The organism is Luteimonas soli (assembly GCF_042648865.1).
In the GTDB taxonomy this organism is placed as follows: Bacteria; Pseudomonadota; Gammaproteobacteria; order Xanthomonadales; family Xanthomonadaceae; genus Luteimonas; species Luteimonas soli.
In genome coordinates this window covers 626854-644929 of the sequence record NZ_JBHRYA010000007.1, presented here as the reverse complement: position 1 = coordinate 644929, position 18076 = coordinate 626854, and the positions used below count along the sequence as shown (strand labels likewise).

16 protein-coding genes are annotated in these 18076 nt (G+C 67.0%); 9 read left to right on the top strand and 7 right to left on the bottom strand.

What is annotated here, in order from left to right:
* Nucleotides 1–32: 32 nt before the first annotated feature.
* Both ubiE and ACFONC_RS10230 read right to left on the bottom strand, forming a co-directional pair.
* A complete protein-coding gene (gene ubiE, locus ACFONC_RS10235) occupies nt 33–806 on the bottom strand; it encodes a bifunctional demethylmenaquinone methyltransferase/2-methoxy-6-polyprenyl-1,4-benzoquinol methylase UbiE (RefSeq protein WP_386743762.1) in 774 nt (257 codons plus the stop codon).
* A gap of 44 nt (nt 807–850) precedes the next feature.
* Nucleotides 851–2428 carry a hypothetical protein gene (locus tag ACFONC_RS10230; protein ID WP_386743760.1) on the bottom strand — a complete coding sequence of 526 codons (1578 nt, stop codon included), beginning with the start codon at nt 2426–2428 and terminating at the stop codon, nt 851–853.
* Nucleotides 2429–2576: 148 nt separating this feature from the next.
* On the opposite strand from ACFONC_RS10230, the gene ACFONC_RS10225 reads away from it, so the two are divergent.
* The 3 genes from ACFONC_RS10225 (at nt 2577) to ACFONC_RS10215 (ending at nt 5063) form a co-directional block, all read left to right on the top strand.
* On the top strand, nt 2577–3032 hold the full coding sequence (locus tag ACFONC_RS10225) for a nucleoside deaminase (protein ID WP_386743758.1): 456 nt from the start codon (nt 2577–2579) through the stop codon (nt 3030–3032).
* A gap of 348 nt (nt 3033–3380) precedes the next feature.
* Nucleotides 3381–4040: a membrane protein YczE gene (yczE, locus tag ACFONC_RS10220; protein ID WP_386743757.1), complete on the top strand. Its 660-nt coding sequence runs from the start codon at nt 3381–3383 to the stop codon at nt 4038–4040.
* Between the two features lie 123 nt (nt 4041–4163).
* Nucleotides 4164–5063, top strand: a complete 900-nt coding sequence (locus tag ACFONC_RS10215) for an ATP-grasp domain-containing protein (protein ID WP_386743755.1) — start codon at nt 4164–4166, stop codon at nt 5061–5063.
* A gap of 109 nt (nt 5064–5172) precedes the next feature.
* On the opposite strand, the gene msrA is transcribed toward ACFONC_RS10215, so the two are convergent.
* The 3 genes from msrA to ACFONC_RS10200 all read right to left on the bottom strand — a co-directional run bounded on the left by msrA (nt 5173) and on the right by ACFONC_RS10200 (nt 7456).
* On the bottom strand, nt 5173–5679 hold the full coding sequence (gene msrA, locus ACFONC_RS10210; protein ID WP_386743753.1) for a peptide-methionine (S)-S-oxide reductase MsrA: 507 nt from the start codon (nt 5677–5679) through the stop codon (nt 5173–5175).
* Nucleotides 5679–6179, bottom strand: coding sequence for a peptide-methionine (R)-S-oxide reductase MsrB (gene msrB / locus ACFONC_RS10205; protein WP_386743751.1), 501 nt, complete (start codon nt 6177–6179; stop codon nt 5679–5681). The genes msrA and msrB overlap by 1 nt, the downstream gene beginning before the upstream one ends.
* Nucleotides 6180–6361: 182 nt before the next feature.
* Nucleotides 6362–7456, bottom strand: coding sequence for a hypothetical protein (locus tag ACFONC_RS10200; RefSeq protein ID WP_386743750.1), 1095 nt, complete (start codon nt 7454–7456; stop codon nt 6362–6364).
* A gap of 593 nt (nt 7457–8049) precedes the next feature.
* On the opposite strand from ACFONC_RS10200, the gene ACFONC_RS10195 reads away from it, so the two are divergent.
* From ACFONC_RS10195 to ACFONC_RS10170, 6 genes are all read left to right on the top strand, one after another.
* Entirely contained in the window at nt 8050–8325 is a 276-nt protein-coding gene (locus ACFONC_RS10195) for a TFIIB-type zinc ribbon-containing protein (protein WP_386743749.1), read from the top strand.
* Nucleotides 8326–8393: 68 nt separating this feature from the next.
* Complete coding sequence (locus ACFONC_RS10190) at nt 8394–9179, top strand: TerC family protein (RefSeq protein WP_386743747.1); 786 nt, start codon at nt 8394–8396, stop codon at nt 9177–9179.
* Nucleotides 9180–9534: 355 nt separating this feature from the next.
* On the top strand, nt 9535–10155 hold the full coding sequence (locus ACFONC_RS10185; protein ID WP_386743746.1) for a GntR family transcriptional regulator: 621 nt from the start codon (nt 9535–9537) through the stop codon (nt 10153–10155).
* A 268-nt stretch (nt 10156–10423) separates the two neighbouring features.
* Nucleotides 10424–10564 carry a benenodin family lasso peptide gene (locus tag ACFONC_RS10180; protein WP_386743744.1) on the top strand — a complete coding sequence of 47 codons (141 nt, stop codon included), beginning with the start codon at nt 10424–10426 and terminating at the stop codon, nt 10562–10564.
* A 53-nt stretch (nt 10565–10617) separates the two neighbouring features.
* Complete coding sequence (locus tag ACFONC_RS10175) at nt 10618–11322, top strand: lasso peptide biosynthesis B2 protein (RefSeq protein ID WP_386743742.1); 705 nt, start codon at nt 10618–10620, stop codon at nt 11320–11322.
* A complete protein-coding gene (locus ACFONC_RS10170) occupies nt 11298–13043 on the top strand; it encodes an asparagine synthase-related protein (protein ID WP_386743740.1) in 1746 nt (581 codons plus the stop codon). Before ACFONC_RS10175 ends, ACFONC_RS10170 begins: the two co-directional genes overlap by 25 nt.
* On the opposite strand, the gene ACFONC_RS10165 is transcribed toward ACFONC_RS10170, so the two are convergent.
* Nucleotides 13044–15116, bottom strand: a complete 2073-nt coding sequence (locus tag ACFONC_RS10165) for an Atxe2 family lasso peptide isopeptidase (protein WP_386743738.1) — start codon at nt 15114–15116, stop codon at nt 13044–13046.
* A 74-nt stretch (nt 15117–15190) separates the two neighbouring features.
* Nucleotides 15191–17857, bottom strand: coding sequence for a TonB-dependent receptor domain-containing protein (locus ACFONC_RS10160; protein WP_386743736.1), 2667 nt, complete (start codon nt 17855–17857; stop codon nt 15191–15193).
* Nucleotides 17858–18076: the final 219 nt, after the last annotated feature.

The following is an 18076-nucleotide window of genomic DNA, read 5'->3' as shown; positions in this document are numbered from 1 at the left end:
ACCCTCCCCTTGAAGGGGAGGGCTTCTTTACGCTACGTGCGGTAGCCGGTGTGGATCGCGACGATGCCGCCGGACAGGTTCCTGTAATCGCAGCGGTCGAAGCCGGCGGCTTCCATCATCGCCTTCAGCTCGTCCTGAGGCGGGTGCTTGCGGATCGACTCGGCCAGGTACTGGTAGCTGTCGGCGTCCTTCGCGAACAGTTTGCCGAGCCGCGGCAGCACCTGGAACGAGTGGAAGTCGTACAGCGGCCGGAACCAGTCCGCCTTCACCTGCGAGAACTCCAGCACCCGCGCCTGCCCGCCCACCTTGAGCACGCGCCGCATCTCGCGCAGCGCCGCGTCCTTGTCGGTGACGTTGCGCAGGCCGAAGGCGATGGTGACCAGGTCGAAGCTCGCGTCCGGGAATGGCAACGCCTGCGCGTTGCACTGCACGTACTCGAAGCCGCGCACGTTGCCGCGGTCGACCATGCGGTCGCGGCCGACGCGCAGCATCTCGCCATTGATGTCGCCGAGCACCAGTTCGCCGGTCTCGCCGACGCGATCCTTCAGCAGCGCGGCGATGTCGCCGGTGCCGCCGGCCAGGTCCAGCACCCGGTCGCCCTTGCCGACTTGTGCCGTGGCGACGAAATAGCGCTTCCAGACCCGGTGGATGCCCATCGACATCAGGTCGTTCATCAGGTCGTAGTTGCCGGCCACCGACGAGAACACCTCGCCGACCAGCTTTTGCTTATCGGCCACCGGCACCTCGCGGAAGCCGAAGTGGGTGGTGCCGGGCGTGTCGGCGGGCTTGCCAGGTGATTCGCTCATGCGGCCGATTATCGCATCCGCGGGCGGGGGCGCCCGGCCACGGGTCAACGCATCGCCGGCTTCCCGTCGACCCGGCCCGGGCGGGAATCCCGCGAACCGGACGCCTGCCCCGCGGCGCGCGCCGGCGGCGGCGCCACCTTGCCCGCCGCCTTGCGCTGCGCCGGCAGCCGTCCGCCGGTGACCCGCACCTGCGGCCCGATCGTGACCAGGAATCCTGTCGCCGTCGTCGCGTCGATCCGTATCCAGCGCGAGCGATCGGGCGACTGCCAGACTTCGCCGGGCTTGAACATCGAACCCTCGTTGTTGGACACGTCCGCCGGCGGCACGTCCGCATCGACGCTGTAGGCGGTGCCGTAATCCTCCACCCGGTGGATGATCACCGCGTTGCCCGCCAGCGCCGACTCGTAGGTGCCGGTGCGCTGTCGCGCCTCGAGCGTGTAGAACACGGTCGCGTAGGGATCGGGCCGCGACTGCATCGCCAGCACGATCATCTGCGGGTTGGTCGCGCCGGGCAGGTGGGCGAAGTCCAGCTGCACCGTGGTGCGGGCGAAGTCGCCATCGGGAATCACCAGCCTGCGCGCCGCATCCACCCAGCCCAGGCGGTCGCGCTGGACCATGTTGATGTGCTTGGGAAGCGCGCCGAAGTTGACGTTGTACATGGCGTTGCTCCACGCATCGCTCATCACGTCCCAGGGATTGTCGTAGGTGTCGTCGTCGCCGTCGGAGTTGTCCGAATGCGGCAGGCCGTAACCGTGACCCATCTCGTGCGCCAGCGGCGCCAGGTTGGTGAACGCCCACGGCGGGTTCCACGTCGTGCGCGGGCAGCGCCGCGTGCCGTCGAGCACCGCGCAGGCGCCGCCGCCCCAGGCGTAGCCGTCGAGGTCGCCGTTGAACATCATGTTGACGCCCTGCACGCCGGCGAAGTCGACCGTCGGGTCGGCGGCCGCCGCGCAGTCGGTGAACAGCTTGTCCAGGTCGGCCTCTTCCTCGCCGTCGACCATCGTCACGTAGGCGTCGCGCGGTGACGGCAGCGCGAACCAGCCGTACGCCTGGCTGCCGGCCAGGTCGATCTTTCCGTACGAAACCTCGATCCAGTAATGCCCGAGCTGGCCGGGCAGGTGGCCGTACTGCGAAGTGAAGAAATCCCGGGTCTTCTGTTCGGCGGCGATGTCGCTGAACCTGCAGGCCAGCGTGACCCAGCGCGTGCTGCCCTCCACCCCCGCCCCGGCCACCACGCGGCCGGCGGCATCGACCGCAGGCGCACGCTGCCACGGGCGGTCAGCAGGCACGATCACTTCCACCTCCGGCTGCCGCAGCACGCCCCGTCCCTGCTCGACGAAGGCGACCGCGACGCGGCGGTTGGACAGCGCATACAGGTCGCCCGCGGCGCGGCGCGCCTGCACGGGATCGAGCGCGATGCGCGTGCCGTCGTCGGTGACCAGGGTGGCCAGCAGCCGCGCCGGCGGCCGATGTTCGGCCGGCGCGGGCGCCGGGTCGCCCCACTGCAGCTCCAGCCGGCCCTGTACGACCTGCGCGGCCGCCGAGCCGCCACCCAGCAGCAACAGTCCGCCCGCGACCAGCGCGGACGCGCGCGGGCGACGAGCGCCCGGGTTCGACGTCATCATCTTGATCCCTCCCCCTGCTGCGCGCGGCCGCTTCGGCAGCGACCGTGCACCCGCAACTATCCATGCGGGGCACGATTTGGCAAGCCGCTGCCCGACGCCCGCCCGTGGCACCATCGTGTCTCCCGCCAGCACCGCAGCCACGACCATGATCGCCACCCCCGACTACCGCGCCCTGCTCGACACCGCCATCGAAGAAGCCCGCACCGGCCTGTCCGAAGGCGGCATCCCGATCGGCGCCGCGCTGTACCACCAGGATGGCCGCCTGCTCGGCTGCGGCCACAACCGCCGCGTGCAGGAAGGCGATCCGTCCGTGCACGGCGAAACCGACGCCTTCCGCAAGGCCGGCCGCCAGCGCCGCTACCGCGACACGATCATGGTCACCACGCTGGCCCCGTGCTGGTACTGCAGCGGACTGGTGCGCCAGTTCAACATCGGCACCGTGGTCGTCGGCGAATCGGTGAACTTCGCCGGCGGCATCGACTGGTTGCGCGAGAACGGCGTCAACGTCGTCGACCTCGCCGACGAGCGCTGCATCACGATGCTCGGCGACTGGATCGCGGCCAATCCCGAGGTGTGGAACGAGGACATCGGCGAGGATTGAGCCACGCCGGAGTGCGGCCCACCCGCCCTTGTGGGAGCGGCTTCAGCCGCGAGTTCTTGCCTTGGCCCCTCCCACTGCGAAGGCAGGGGGAGGCTGGGAGGGGGTTGCCACGGTTCACAACAATCCCAAAGACACCCCTCCCCAACCCGTCCGGCCCGCCAGCACAGCTGGCGTGCGTTCGTTCGGCGCGCGAGCCAATGGCTCGCAAACGCGCCTCCTCACCCCCTGCCTTCGCAGGGGAGGGAGCCAGGAGCCCGCGACTGAAGCCGCTCCCCCGGGCGCCGGGCAGCGGTGCTGCGCCGTGCAGAACACACTGATGCGCAACGACCAACCGCGCCAAGACCTAGAATGCGCAGTCCCCTGCCTCCCGGTCGCGCAATGCCGCAGCGCCTGCTCAAACTGTTCCTCGGGCTGATCGCCTACGGCGTGTCGATGGTGATGATGCTGCAGTCGGACCTGGGGCTGATGCCGTGGGACGTGCTGCACCAGGGCATCTCGCTGCAGGGCGGCTGGCCGATGGGCCGGGTCACCATCGCGGTCAGCTTCGCGGTGCTGTTGATGTGGATCCCGATCCGGCAGAAGCCGGGCTTCGGCACGCTGTGCAACGCGATCGTGATCGGGCTGGTGTTCGACCTGGTCAACGGTTGGATCGGCGACCGCCTGGTCGACGCTCCGCTCGCGTTCCGGATGGCGCTGCTGGTCGGCGGCATCGTGCTCAACGGCGCCGCGACCGCCGCTTACCTCGGTGCGCATTTCGGTCCGGGCCCGCGCGACGGGTTGATGACCGGCCTGGTACGACGCACCGGCCGCTCCGTGCGCCTGGTGCGCACGATCATCGAAGGCAGCGTGCTGCTCTCGGGCTTCCTGCTTGGCGGCACGCTGGGGCTTGGCACCGTGGCCTACATGCTGCTGATCGGGCCGTTGATCCAGGCCATGCTGCCGTGGTTCGACCCACGCGTCCGCATGATGACGACCGCCGGTGCAGCTTGCGCGGATCGATCGCCGTAAGGGCCGGACACTCCGGGTTGGGCGTAGCGGGGAATCCAGGAAGGCCCACGCCGTGGTGGCGCAGGACGCAGCGTTGCCCATGCCGGCAGCGGAGCACGGGCGCTCCTTCGCTACACTCGCCGCATGCACACGCCAGCAGCGGACAACCGCGTCGCCATCCTCACCCCCGATCCCGCCGACGGCACCTACGCCGATGCCTGGCCCGAGGTCCTTGAGCGCCTTGCCAACGCGCTATCCGTCGCGGGCGTGGTTGCAACGCCGATCGCGTGGCCGGCGCACGTCGACGACTGCGCACGACTGCAGGAATTCGCACTCGTGCTGCCACTGCTCGCCTGGGGCTACCACCTCGACCACGCCCGTTGGCTGCGCGCGTGCCGCGCATGGCAGGACGCCGGCGTGGCGATGGCGAACCCGGCCGACGTGCTGGCGTGGAACTCCGACAAGCGCTATCTCGAAACGCTGCGCGAGCGTGGCGTCGCGATTCCCCGGACCACTTGGAGCGATCGCATCACGCGCGGGCAGATCGACGCGATGTTCGACGACACCGGCGCCGAATCCCTGATCGCCAAGCCCACCGTCTCCGGCGGCGCGTGGAAGACGCGACGCCTGCGCCGCGGCGACGCGCTCGACGGCACGCCCGACGGCGGTGCGATGATCCAGCCCTACCTGCCGACCATCGAAACCGAAGGCGAAACCTCGCTGCTGTACTTCGGCGGCCGGCTGAGCCATGTCGTCAACAAGCGCCCGGTTGCCGGCGACTTCCGCATCCAGCTGCAGTTCGGCGGCCTCTACACCGCCGTGCCCACGCCACCGCCGGGCGCCCTCGCCCTGGCCGAACAAACCCTGGCAGCGATCGACACCCCGCTGCTGTACGCACGCATCGACATGGTGCCTGACGCCGATGGCCGCTGGCTGCTGATGGAAGCCGAACTGATCGAGCCCGACTTCTATCTCGACCACGATCCGCACGCCGGCGCGGGATTCGCGCAAGCTGTGCGCACGAGGCTCGGGGCGGGCCCGTAAGTTCCGCTGGACGGGCGAGTGCGCGATGGGTTTCGCTTCGCTCTACCCATCCTACGGTTCCGGGGGGTTGTAGGATGGGTAGAGCAAAGCGAAACCCATCACACGCCAGTCAACCGCCCGCGCGCCGCGGCAGCTTCCACTCCGGACGGACGTAGTGGCAGGTGTAGCCGTCGGGCAGCTTCTGCAGGTAATCCTGATGTTCCGGTTCAGCCTCCCAGAAATCGCCCGCCGGTTCGACCTCGGTCACCGCCTTGCCCGGCCACAGGCCGGAGGCGTCGACATCGGCAATGGTGTCGCGCGCGATGCGCTCCTGTTCTGGCGTGGTGTAGAAGATCGCCGAACGGTACGAGGCGCCGCGGTCGTTGCCCTGGCGGTCCTTCGTCGACGGGTCGTGGATCTGGAAGAAGAACTCCAGCAGCTCGCGATAGCTGATCCGCGCCGGGTCGAACACGATCTCCACCGCCTCGGCATGGCTGCCGTGGTTGCGATAGGTCGCGTTGGGCACGTCGCCGCCGCTGTAGCCCACGCGCGTGGACACCACGCCGTCCATCTTGCGCAGCAGTTCCTGCACGCCCCAGAAGCAGCCGCCCGCCAGCACCGCCCGTTCAGTCGTCATCACGCATCTCCCGTCTTGTTCTTCGTGGAAGCGGCTCCAGCCGCGTGTTCTCCGCGCGGGTCCTCCACCTGCTCCAGGTAATCCCCGTACCCCGCGGCCTCCATCTCCTCCCGCGGCACGAACCGCAGCGCCGCCGAGTTGATGCAGTAGCGCAGCCCGCCCGTCTCGCGCGGCCCGTCCTCGAACACGTGCCCGAGATGGCTGTCGCCATGCACCGAACGCACTTCGGTGCGGATCATGCCGTGCGACGAATCGCGCACCTCGTTGACGTGCGCCGCCACGATCGGCCGGCTGAAGCTCGGCCAGCCGCAGCCGGACTCGAACTTCGACGACGACGCGAACAGCGGTTCGCCGGAGACAATGTCGACGTAGATCCCCGGCTCGGTGTTGTGCAGATACTCGCCGGTACCCGGGCGCTCGGTCGCGCTTTCCTGGGTGACGCGGTACTGCTCGGGGGTGAGGCTTGCGACGGCTTCGGGGGTCTTGCGGTAGGCGCTCATGGCGAATCTCCGAAGGGTGTGCCCTCCCACATGGGGGCGGGATGGCGGGTTCGAAAGCGGGTAGCGCGAAGATCGCTGGGCCTCTTGTGGGAGCGGCTTCAGCCGCGAGCTTTCGATCTGCCCGGGATGAGCGAAGAGCTCGCGGCTGAAGCCGCTTCCACAAGTCGAGTCTGGGCGCCCGGCTACTCCTGGTCCAGGTAGCGGATCTGCGTGGCGCCGCTGCTCTGCAGGATCAGGCCGGTTTCGATTTCCGGCAGCAGCACGGCGCGCGGGTGCGAGAAGTTCGACTTGTAGCGCCAGGCCACGCCGTGGCGCAGGTCGACCAGTTCGATCTTGCCGCGCGTGGACTCGCTGCCGGCCAGCACCAGCCACGGCTCGCCCGGCGTGTAGGACGCCCAGTGCGTGGTCTGCAGCGTGAACGGAAACGTCCGTTCGCGCGTCCAGTCGCGCGTGTCCCATTGCACGATCTCCGCCTGCTGCCTGCCCGACGCGGGGTCGAACCGCCTCGCCCCGGGCAGCCAGTTCACTGTCACCAGCCGGCGGCCGTCGTCGAGCAGCATCACGGCCAGGACATCGGTGCGGATTTCCAGGTCGTAGGTGGATGTCCGGCTGACGACGTCCAGGCGCGGAACCGTGCCGGCGGCATCGAGCTTCAGCAGCAACAGCTCGCCGCTGCTGGTGCCCACGGCAACCAGGCCGGACACCTCGTCCGTGCCCAGTGCCGTGACGCCGCCTTCCACCTTCAACGCGTCGCCGACCACGGCGCGCTTCGCATGGTCGTACACGCGCAGTTCGTCGTCGCTCGACACCAGGTAGAACCCGGGCACCGGCGCGGCCACCATCGGCCCGCCGATCCATTCGCCCGGCAGCGCCAGCAGCAGCTCGCCGCTGCGCGCGTCCCACACCTTGGGCACCGCCTCGGGATCCAGGCCCATCATGTTGGAGCCGACCGAACTGGTCAGCACGATGCCGTCTTCCGGACCGAAGGCGATGTGCTCGATGCGCACCGAATGCGCCTTGACCGCGATGCGCGAATCGGTCCTGCGCGCGTCCCACAGCTCCAGCGCGCCGCTGTTCCGGCCCACGGCTAGGATCTTCGTCTGCGGGTCGTAGGCCACCGCCGTGGCATGGTCGTCCATGCGCCTGTTGAGGTCGACGAAGGCCTGGGTGAATCCCGGATCGACCCGCGACTGCGACCCCACCGCCCACCACCACGACAGCGCCGCCAGCGCGCACAGCGCCGCGACCACGAGCGCCCAGATTCCCCAAGTCCGCATGTGCATCCATCCCCTGAACGGCCGACGGCGTGCCGGCAGCCCGGGATTATCTTCCAGGTCGACATCGTGATGAACGACCTCGCCCTCGACCGTCGCCCCGCTCTCGATCGTCATCCCGCTCTTGATCGTCATCCCCGCGAAAGCGGGGATCCATCGGTTCGTCATTCCCGCGAAGGCGGGAATCCATGCTTTCAATGCGTAACGTCCATGGATTCCCGCCTTCGCTGGAATGACGAGCAAAGCCCAGTTGGCCGAACCTCCTTCCTTGGCCGCCCCCGCACAGCCGCCGAAAGTGAACGAAAACATCCCCGTTCATGCACTTCCCCCGTGCTAGTCTTCGCCTCGAAGGGGAGTAGCTCCCAATTGCCGCCACCGTCATTACGAGCCTCGGCTCCGGTGCGGCAGCAGGCCACCGGCCTGTGAGCGAGACCTTCGCCGTCACGGCGAAGGTGTGCGTCCACCAGACGCGATCCGGCCGTGGCGTCGAGCCGGCCGCTTCCCCTGATCCACCTGTCGAGCACCGCAGCGCCTTGGTGCGCTCGCCGAATGGCAGGGGGACGCGACGGCTCTCCACCCACCCACCGGAGAACCCAATGCTGTGCCCCACCTGTGACAACGTGCACCTGTCCATGGCCGACCGCCAGGGCATCGAGATCGACTACTGCCCGCAGTGCCGCGGCATCTGGCTCGACCGCGGCGAACTCGACCGCCTCATCGAACGCGCCGAACAGGCCGCCCCACCGATGCCGCCCGCATCGCCGCAGTACCGCGACGACCGCTCACGCCGCGACGACCACCACCGCGGTTACAAGCCTGATTACCGCAGGAAGAAGCCCAAGTCCCTGCTCGGGGAACTGTTCGACTTCTGACCAGCCCCACCGCGCCCGCCCAGGCGGGCGCCGCCTCCCCGCCCGACTCCTCCCGGAACAAACCTCCCATGGAACAGCTCGCGAACCCGGAAATCTGGATCGCCCTCGCCACCCTCACCGCGCTCGAACTGGTGCTGGGCATCGACAACATCATCTTCATCTCGATCCTGGCCGCGAAGCTGCCACCGGAGCAACGCAACAAGGCCCGGCGCATCGGCATCCTGCTCGCCGCAGTCACGCGCCTGGCGCTGCTGATGGTCATCGCCTGGATCGTCGGCCTGACCGCGCCGCTGTTCTCGCTGTTCGACCACACGTTCTCCTGGCGCGACCTGATCCTGATCGGCGGCGGCCTGTTCCTGATCGGCAAGGCCACCCACGAGATCCACCAGAAACTCGAAGGCGCCACCGAGACCGTGCAGGCCGCGGGCTCGGCAACGCGCGCGGCGACCGCCACGTTCGGCGCGGTGATCGCGCAGATCATGCTGCTCGACATCGTGTTCTCGCTCGACTCGATCATCACCGCCGTCGGCATGGTCGACGAGCGCTGGGTGATGGTGACCGCGATCGTCGCGTCGATCGTGTTCATGCTCGCCTTCGCCCGGCCCATCGGCGAATTCGTCGAGCGCCACCCCACGGTGAAGGTGCTCGCGCTGAGCTTCCTGATCATGATCGGCCTGGTGCTGGTGGCCGACGGCTTCGGCCAGCACATCCCGAAGGGCTACATCTACACCGCGATGGCGTTCTCGGTGTTCGTCGAGATGATCAACCTCTGGATCCGCCGCCGCGCCGAACGCGCGGTGGCGCCGGTGAAGCTGCACGAAAAGTACGAAGGTGACGGCGGGGCAGCCGGATGACACAGCGACCGCCTGTCCGCTCTCGAACGGACAGGCCTACATTCTCATTCCATGTTGTATCTGCTGCTGCGGATCATCGGAAACCCGGGTTTGCTCTGGCCCGCTGACGCGTTCGAATGCTTCCAGCGACCGGGCAACCGGCGTGCGGATCGCATCGTCGGTCCTCATCCACGCCCTCTGGTGGGCGGGATCATGCACCCCTGCACCACGAACATGTCTTTCGCCGTCGTTGCATGCCTCTGGCGTTCCGGACACATGCGGAACGCTTGCAATCATCAGATAATTATTGCGGCCGCAATGAGTGATGTACCATTCCGCCCGAACGCGGCCGCCTTCGCAGACATGGAGTTTTGCGATGAGTGCGATCCAATCAAAGAGCGTCTTTCTCTACAGGCAGATCAGACGCGCGTTGCGGTCGGGGAGCTACGTCCCCGGGCAGCGGATCGACCCTGCCGCCATTGCAGACGAATTTCGGACAAGCGCCACGCCGGTGCGGTTCGCCCTGTATCGCTTGGTGGGAGAAGGCCTGATTGCCGATCATGCCCGCAGCGGACTCTATGTTCCGCTTTTCACCGAGGTTGCACTCCGCGACCTGTACGACTGGATGGGACGCCTGCTGGTCATGGCGTGCGACATCGGCTTCGGAGCCACGCCGCTGGCAGGAGAAGATCCGAAGCATGCTACGAGTGACGACATCCCCAGGCAAACTTGGCAGCTTTTCGACTCGATCGCCCGGGCGACAGGCCATCGGTACCTGCATCAATCCGTGAAGCAGGCGAACGACAGGCTGGCACCGATCCGGCGGGCTGGAAGCGTCGACAACGCAAGCGACGAGATCTCAGCGCTGATGCAGCACTGGCAGGAGCGGGATATCCAGTCGCTCAAAGCCGGATTGAGTACCTATCACGAGCGTCGCAAGCAGATCGTTCCCCGCATCGTGGCATGCCTCGGCAACGACAGTGACCTCCTGTCCTGAAGCGGACGACGTCCCTGCGAAACAGCCGGCTCCATGTCGACCATTGCGAGCCACGATGTCACTTCCCGGGCAGAAGAGGATGCGGCTTGCCTGTCCCGGAGGCCGACGGCACTAATGGTGCGGTCGGGCTCGACGGGCAATCCGGTCGGGCATCACCGTCAACAATGATTTGTAGGTAGCGACGCAGAAATAACTTGAAAACAAAGATTTCACTCTCCTAGCCTGGCCTCGTCATGGGTTATCCATGACGCAACCGAAGGAGACAGAGATGGACACGAACGAGAGCACCAGGAATGACGGAGCCGACAACCTGATCAAGCTCGGCGCCGCGAGCATCGAGACCAAGGGCCCTGCGGGAATCCACGAGTTCGTCGGCACCCTGATGGTGCCCGGAATTTCCGAAGAGTAAGCAAGCCGGGCGCACCATCAAAGGTGCGCCCTCCTGCTTTCCGGGAAGTCGAGATGCGCTACAGACTGCCGGATGACCTGTCGTTCTGCCGCGTTGACGATCGGCTGGTCTTCCTCGATGTCCTTCATGACCGGTACTTCCTGCTTCCGGCTTCCCAAGAACAGGCATTCGTCGCCTGGCTGGATCACCCGGAATCAGCTGGCACCGACATCGCGCTACTGCTCGCGAACAAGGTGCTGACCGAAGCGCCCCCTTCGCCCGGGACCATGCAGACAGAGCCTGTCTGCAAGCCGGAACGCAGTGTGGCAGAGCGCTTCCCGGCCGCAGGGGCAGTGCAGCCGGCCGCATTGCTTGAGGTTCTTTCCATCGTCGTTCTGACACGGTGGCAGTTGAAGCACCGCACCCTCAAGCAGGTTCTCGGTTCCATGACGAGGAACAGATGCGCTTCCCCCGCCCCGCAGTTGCGGGATTGCGACGGGGTGTCAGACACCATTTCGTTCGATGCTGCAGGCGTTTTCGCGCAGGCACGACGATACGTCCCCGTGGAGCCGACCTGCCTCCTCGACTCGATTGCCCTGGCCAGATTCCTGTCAAGACGGCACCAGCCAGGAAGTCTGGTGTTCGGCGTAACCGGAGCGCCCTTCTCTGCGCACTGCTGGATCCAGGTCGGCACGACCGTGCTGAACGACACGGTGGGAAACGTGGGGGCCTATACGCCGATAAGGGAGGTCCGGTGGCCTGCCGGTACATTGCGCTGATTGCCGACCCCAGGCGTGGTGACCAGCCCCCGGACGCGGCAGTCACGGCGACGCTCGCCCGGCTGGGGCTACGCACCCGGTTCGCCGTCGGGCGGACAACGGTTCATCTGTCCAGCGACACGCCCGCCCGATCCATCGAAGGCGCAGGCGTCCTCATCGGACACCTGTTCGCCCGCTCTCCTTCGTCGGCGGATGCCCGTACTGCCCTGGGACATTGCTCCTCATCCGCGGCGGTGCGGAAGAGAATCCTTGCGGAGTGTTGGGGAGACTACCTCCTGATCCAGGCGACGGCCGACGGCGAAGGAGTTTCGCTGCTGCGTGACCCGTCGGGTGGCATCCCGGCTGTCTACTCACTGAAGGACGGCAGCGGGTTCATCACATCGGATGTATCGCTGGCCACCGCGCTTGGACTCTGCAACCGGGAAGTGGATTGGGAGTTCGTGGCCCACTGCCTGGCATTCCCGACCCACAAGGCCCGGCGAACGGCACTGGCGGGCATCAGCGAACTTCCCGCCGGGTGCACCCTGTCGGTGCTAAGGGGCCATGCCAGGGTTGAGCCTGCGTGGAATCCGTGGGACTTCGTCGCGGCCGCAGCCCGCCATGAGGACCCCGCCGCTGCGGCGTCCGGGATCCGCAACGCGGTTACATCTGCCGTCCACGCATGGGCCGAAACGGACCGGTCGGTCCTGCTGGAACTTTCCGGTGGCCTCGATTCATCGATAGTCGCTGCAGCCCTGAAAGGCACAGAAGCGGACATAACCCTCTGCACCCTGAAGACACCCGTGCCCGGAACGGACGAAAGACAGTATGCCCGGCAGGTGGCGGACCATCTCGGGCTTCCCCTGAGTGTCGAAGACCTGGGATTCGACACTGCGGACATCCACTCGGCTTCACCGGAGAGCGCTGCCGCACCGAGAATGGGTGTCCTGCAACAGGCTGTCGGCAGCGTCATGGCGTCGGCAGCAGAACGGCACGGCGTGGAAAGCCACCTTTCGGGCGCCGGAGGAGATACCGTCTTCTGCTACCTGAGCAGCGCCGCGCCGGCAACCGATGCGCTCAGGACGAAGGGAACGGCTGCATGGGCGTCTGCCGTCCGGGACCTGGCAGTGCTGCACAGATGCACGCTGTGGAAGGCCGGGCGCCTGTCGCTGAAGAAGCTTGCGACCCGCCCTCCCCCGCTTCTCAGGCCGGACCACACTTTCGTGAACCCGTCGCGGGTGGCGAGCGATCCGGAACGTCATCCATGGTTCGACGTGCCGGCGAATGCTTTGCCGGGCGACCGGGAGCGCGTTGCAGGCCTCGCCGGCGCGCAGATATTTCGTGACATCGCGCCGCGGGGCTGCCGGCACATGCGCATGCCCTTGATGTCGCAACCCGTCGTCGAGGCAGCGCTCAGGACACCGACATGGATGTGGATCGCCGGAGGCCGGAACCGTGCCGTTGCACGGGATGCCTTCGCCGATGTGCTTCCGGCGGGAATACTGGCGCGTCAGAGCAAGGGCACCTTTGCCGGGTATCTGGGAGCGCTCCACCAGCGGCACAGGCATCTGATACGCAGACTCCTGCTGACCGGCATGCTGCAGGACCGGCAGATGCTGGATGCGGACGCGGTCAGTCGCTACCTCGCGCACGAAGCACCGCCGAAAGACCGAGGATACCTGCGCATCCTCTCCCTGTGCATGATCGAGAACTGGCTTCGACTCAATGCCCGGTCCCCGTGACTACGGGCCGCTTTGCGCAACCCCGTGCGGTTGCTGCTCCATACCGCGCCATTGCGCGTACTGCGCGCGCTTCGCCGGGTCGGGGTCTTCCTCTCCGAGAAGCCAGAACCTGAACCAGTCGAGATTTCTCTCGTTGACCGCAAGCAGGTGCTTCGGCTGGAACTTGAAGTGCGGCTCGTTGGGGAATGCATAGACATCGGCCATCCCCCGCCGGATCAGGGGAATCGCGTAGTCCAGCGCCCAGAGATACTCCTGTTCCGGCATCTGCATCAGTATCGGTGCACGGATTCCATCCAGGTTCTGCGCCGGTGCAAGCGTCTGCCACTGCGCTGGGGTGCGCTCCGGCGAACCGGCCTGCCATGTCGCCTCGAGCCCGCTGAAGAAGGGCTCTCCCTTCAGGCTGCCATGCAGGTACATGGTGCGGGACAGGAGCGGGGACGTGATGGAAGCGGCCGAAAGCAGGTTGGAATGGATGACGGTCCACATCGTCACCTCGGTCCCGAAGCTCAAGCCACCCATCCCGACCTTGCGGGGATCGATCGCGCCCGACTTCGAAAGGACATCGATGGCGCTTTCGACGGCCGAGAGACCGATCGAGTACCGCTCTACTGCCTGCGGCCGGTACGGCACAGCGTTGATGCACAGGGCAGCAATGCCGTGTGCGGCAAGCGACGCAAGCGGCCATTCGTTGCCGTATCCGCCGCGCTGGAAGCCGGGACACTTGTAGTACGTGACGAACAGCGGCGGCGGCCGGCTTCCGGACCGGCGCGCAGGAAAATACAGCCCGCTGAAGTGGAGGCCGTTGCGGTCGGTCCAGCGCATCACCTGCGGGTGCATGACTGCGAGATCCTGCGCCAGGGCCGCATTGGGGTCGAAGATCACATGCCGCTGCCCCGTGGCCAGGTCGATCCGCTCCAGTCGCGGAGGCTGGTCCGCACCGGCCGAGACGCAGACAAGTCGGGATCCGGACACGCCGCATCCGCTTCGCTCGTCACGCCCTCCGCTGAGCAATCCCGTTGCGCTCGCCACCGGATGCACGGCACCGCTTCGGATATCCCACCGGAAGACCGATTGCGCCAGACCCTCGTCGGGGTCGGTAACCGTAAAAATGACTTCGTCGCTCCCCGGCCGCCACTGCACGGTGGTGATCGGCCTGCCAACGCACAGGGGATCGACGCATTCGACCGGCGTTCGGGCATGCCTGTCCGGCAGCACTGCGAGCCTGATGGCGGAACTGGCCGGTGATCCCTCCGTGTCCTGATTGCGTGCCAGGAACGCAATCCTGCCGCTCTCCGGATCCTGCGCCAGTCTTTGCGGAGTGCCCAGTGTTTCCGGAAGGTCGTCCAGAGCGATCGGGCTGCGGGGAACCTCCGACCCCGTCAGGGTGCGCTTCTCGCCCGAACGCAGATCCAGGCGGTGCCAGTGATCGGGCACGCCTGCCAGCAGCGGGACACGGTCAAACCAGAAGCCAAGGCGCTGCGTCGCCAGGCGCCCTTCGGTGTATCCGGACCGGAACAGCCCCTGGCTTGTCGGCGTGTGCGCGTCGATCCGGATGCCACGGTTGTATTCGCCCTCTTCCGCAGCAAGCACTTCTTCCCGCGTCGCGCCCGTGCTGTACGCGATGGACCGGCCGTCGGCCTCGATGCGGAACTCCCTGACGTCCGCCGCATCGTGCGTGACAGGTCCGGCGCCAGAGCCATCGGTTGCCGCGCGCCAGACGTCGATCTTCCCGTCGATCAGGGCCCGGTAATATATCCATCGCCCGTCAGGCGACCAGACTGCTGCGGTCGGCACGGGGAGTCCAGCGGAATCACGCAGCGGCACACCCCCTTCCGCGACGCGGACGGGCAACGGTTCCCCGTCGAGCCGTTCGACGTACCAGGCCGTGTCCCAGGTGTTCCGCTCGATCGAAGGCCGTTCGACCCGGAACGCCACCCGGTCACCGGCAGGCGACACGACCGGCAGGCTGATGTCGGTCACTTCGACAAGGCGGCGCGGCGGTATCGCGCCCGCGTCACCTGCGGACGCAAGCAGCAGGCACGCGAGCATGATGGGGCCGGAAAGCAGCTCCACGGCAGCGCTCCGTACCGCAGGCCCGATCGAACCCGGACCGCCAATGGCGGGCATCGGCTCCCGCATCACCCGCCTCACCACCGCTTCGAGACGCCGATGCTCACGAAACGACCGGCAGGCGAGTAGTTGGTCGCGTCGTAGGGCATGGAGAATCCCGGCAGCCAGGCAATGCTGCGGGGAGGCGCGCGGTTGAAGACATTCCGTGCCGCAACCGAGAACTCGACGCCGGACAGAAGCCCGGCCGCTCGCGGAGCGTACCGGAGTGCCGCGTCGAACGACGTCCAGGAAGCCGTCTGTCCGCCATGCAGGACGTCCTTCAGTCCGTCCTTGTAGTTGGCAAACAGGGATGCGGTGAGTCCGCCGCCATGCCAGACGGCACCGGCGCGCGCATGGAACCCGGGCGGGTTGTTCAATGTACCGGCCAGATCGAACGGAGCCTGGAGGTCCGTACTCTGCTGCGTACTGTCAAGCCAGCTCGCCGAACCACGCAGCGTGACGGTTCCGGGCTCCATTTCCACCCGGTATGTCCCCGAGACGTCGATCCCGCGGATCTTCTGTCTCGCGACGTTGGTGTACCGCAGGTTCACCAGCGCCACCACGTCACCGGGATCATAGGGCACGCCGGCAAAGTTGTAGAAGGTCGACGCTGCCGCAATCCAGTCTGCCTGCTCCTGTGCGGTGGGAGTCCTGTCGACGAACTGCGCGTAGACAGGGTTGAGCATGGCCTCGGCAAAGTTGGTGATCGGCTCCAGCGCCCTGCCGGTGTAGTCGATGTCGTACCAGGTCAGCTCGAGATCCAGACCCGGAACCGCTACCGGGTGGAAGGCAACCGACACCGTCGAGGTCGTCGCGCGCTCCGCCTCGAGGTCCCGGTTTCCGCCTCCGCTGGCCAGCACGGTACTTCCCTCCGGGTATCCGCTCCCGCCGAAATACCCGGGCGCGGTCAGCATTGCGTACGGCGCGAAGTACCTCTGGTGCAGGGTCGGGGCCTTGAAGGATTTCCCCCAGGAGGCCTTCAACGTGATGCTTTCCGTCGGGCCGTACACCAGACCGGCCTTCGGGACGGTCACGCGTCCGAAGCTGTCGTAGTCCTCGGTACGCAGCGCCGTGGTCAACGCAAGCCGCTGGCCGGCCGACGGCTCCTGCATGTTCCCGACCAGGGGCAGGTGCAGCTCGACGTATGCAAAGCGGCTGCTTTCGTCCCCCTCCGTGGTCGCGGAGCCGGCAAGGTAGCTGTAATGCAGATAGTCGTTGGTACGGTATCCGGCGCCGGCGGCCATGCGCGCATCACCCCCGGCCAGAGCAAACACCGGACCCTCGGCGCCCACTTCATAGACACTGCCCTCGTTGCACAGGCAGTCGTGCACGGAAAGCGTCCTCGCGCCGGTTTCAACGACCTCCCAATGCTGGTACTGGAGATGCGTACTCTTCGCGCGGCTGCCGCCAACGGTGAGCGACCAGTCCGCAGGGAGAAAGAACTCCACGACCGGCGCCACCATCGTGGTCGTTGTTTCGGAGTTGACGCGGTTGATCCGGCCGTCCGGCGAGAACTGGTTGTACGTCTGGTCGCGCTCGGTCCGCAGTGCATCCAGCCGTACTTCAACGCGCTGCCCCAGCGACTGGCCGATGCTGAGCAGGCCGCTGTCCAGATCGCTCCCGGGATAGAGCGTGGCCGGATGGGTGATGTCGCGGGTATACGGGCGCTGCCGCGCGTAGATCGGTTCGACGGAGGCCGTCTTGAACGTCGCGAGCAGCCCGCCGCTGGCCCACGCCGTGCCTGCCGTGGCCGTGTACTCGCGCGTGGTCATTCCGCCGTCGGCCGTCGTACCGGCCCTGGCGCCCACGGCTACCCCGTCGAAGTCCTGCCGGAGGATGACGTTGCCCACGCCGCCCACCGCGTCGGAACCATAGATCGCGGATGCGCCGTCGGCGACGATTTCGATGCGGTCCACTGCCTCGACGGGAATCGCATCGATGTCGACGGCCTGGGCCATACCCCCGTAGGCCATGCGCCTGCCGTTCAGGAGCGTCAACGTGGCATCCGGCCCCAGCCCACGCAGATTGAGTGCCGAGCCGCCGGTGATGTTCTGGTTCTGGAGGCCCGCGCCCGAGTAGCCCAGGCTGGGGACGCCGGGGTTCTGGCCCCCGGTGAAGTTCTGCGGAAGGGCGCGGATGACCTGGCCAAGGTCGGTGAACCCTTCCTCGCGGATGTTCTGGAGCCCGATCGTGATCACCGGCGACGGCGAGGTGCCGCCGCGGATGCGGGTGCCGGTGACCGTGACGGCGGCGAGGTCCGTGGCCGCCGGATCGGCCTGCGGTGCGTTCCCGTCCGAGCCGGCAGGGAGGGATGGATGTCCCGAAACGGCGCCCTGCTCCGCCGCTTCGATCACCGCGGCTGCAGGACCGGTCCTGCGAAAGGCAAGACCAGTGCCCTCGAGCAGGCGCCGGAGCGCCTCCGGCCAGTCCATGTGGCCTGCGACCGCCCTCGCCTGCCTACCCTCGACACCGCCGGGTGGCAGGACGAGTTCGATGCCGGCCTGTTTGCCGAACGCATCGAGGGCAACGGTAAGGTCCCCGGCCGGCAGGTCGAAGTCGGCTGCGGCCGGACGCCCATTCTCCAGGCTACCGGTCGCCCAAGGTTGGCCAGTCATGGCTTCCTGTGCCGAAGCTGGCCAAGACATGCTCATGACGACGGCCGACACGACAATACAAGCGCTGCCACGCAGAACGCTGCTCTTCATGTTGATCCCTTTTTCATGATTGGCACGGCTGGCATTCCGGCTCGCGCACGGGCCGAGCTGTGCCAGCTCCCCTTTCCGACTGCGGGACTCGACCGGCTGGCCGATTTGCCAAGCCTGTCGTGCCGCTTGCCGACGGCCCACGCTCCAGCGATGCCGGAGCTACGATTTACGTAGCGTTCCGGACACTACGTTAAACGTAGTAGCCGCGTCAAGCGGCCT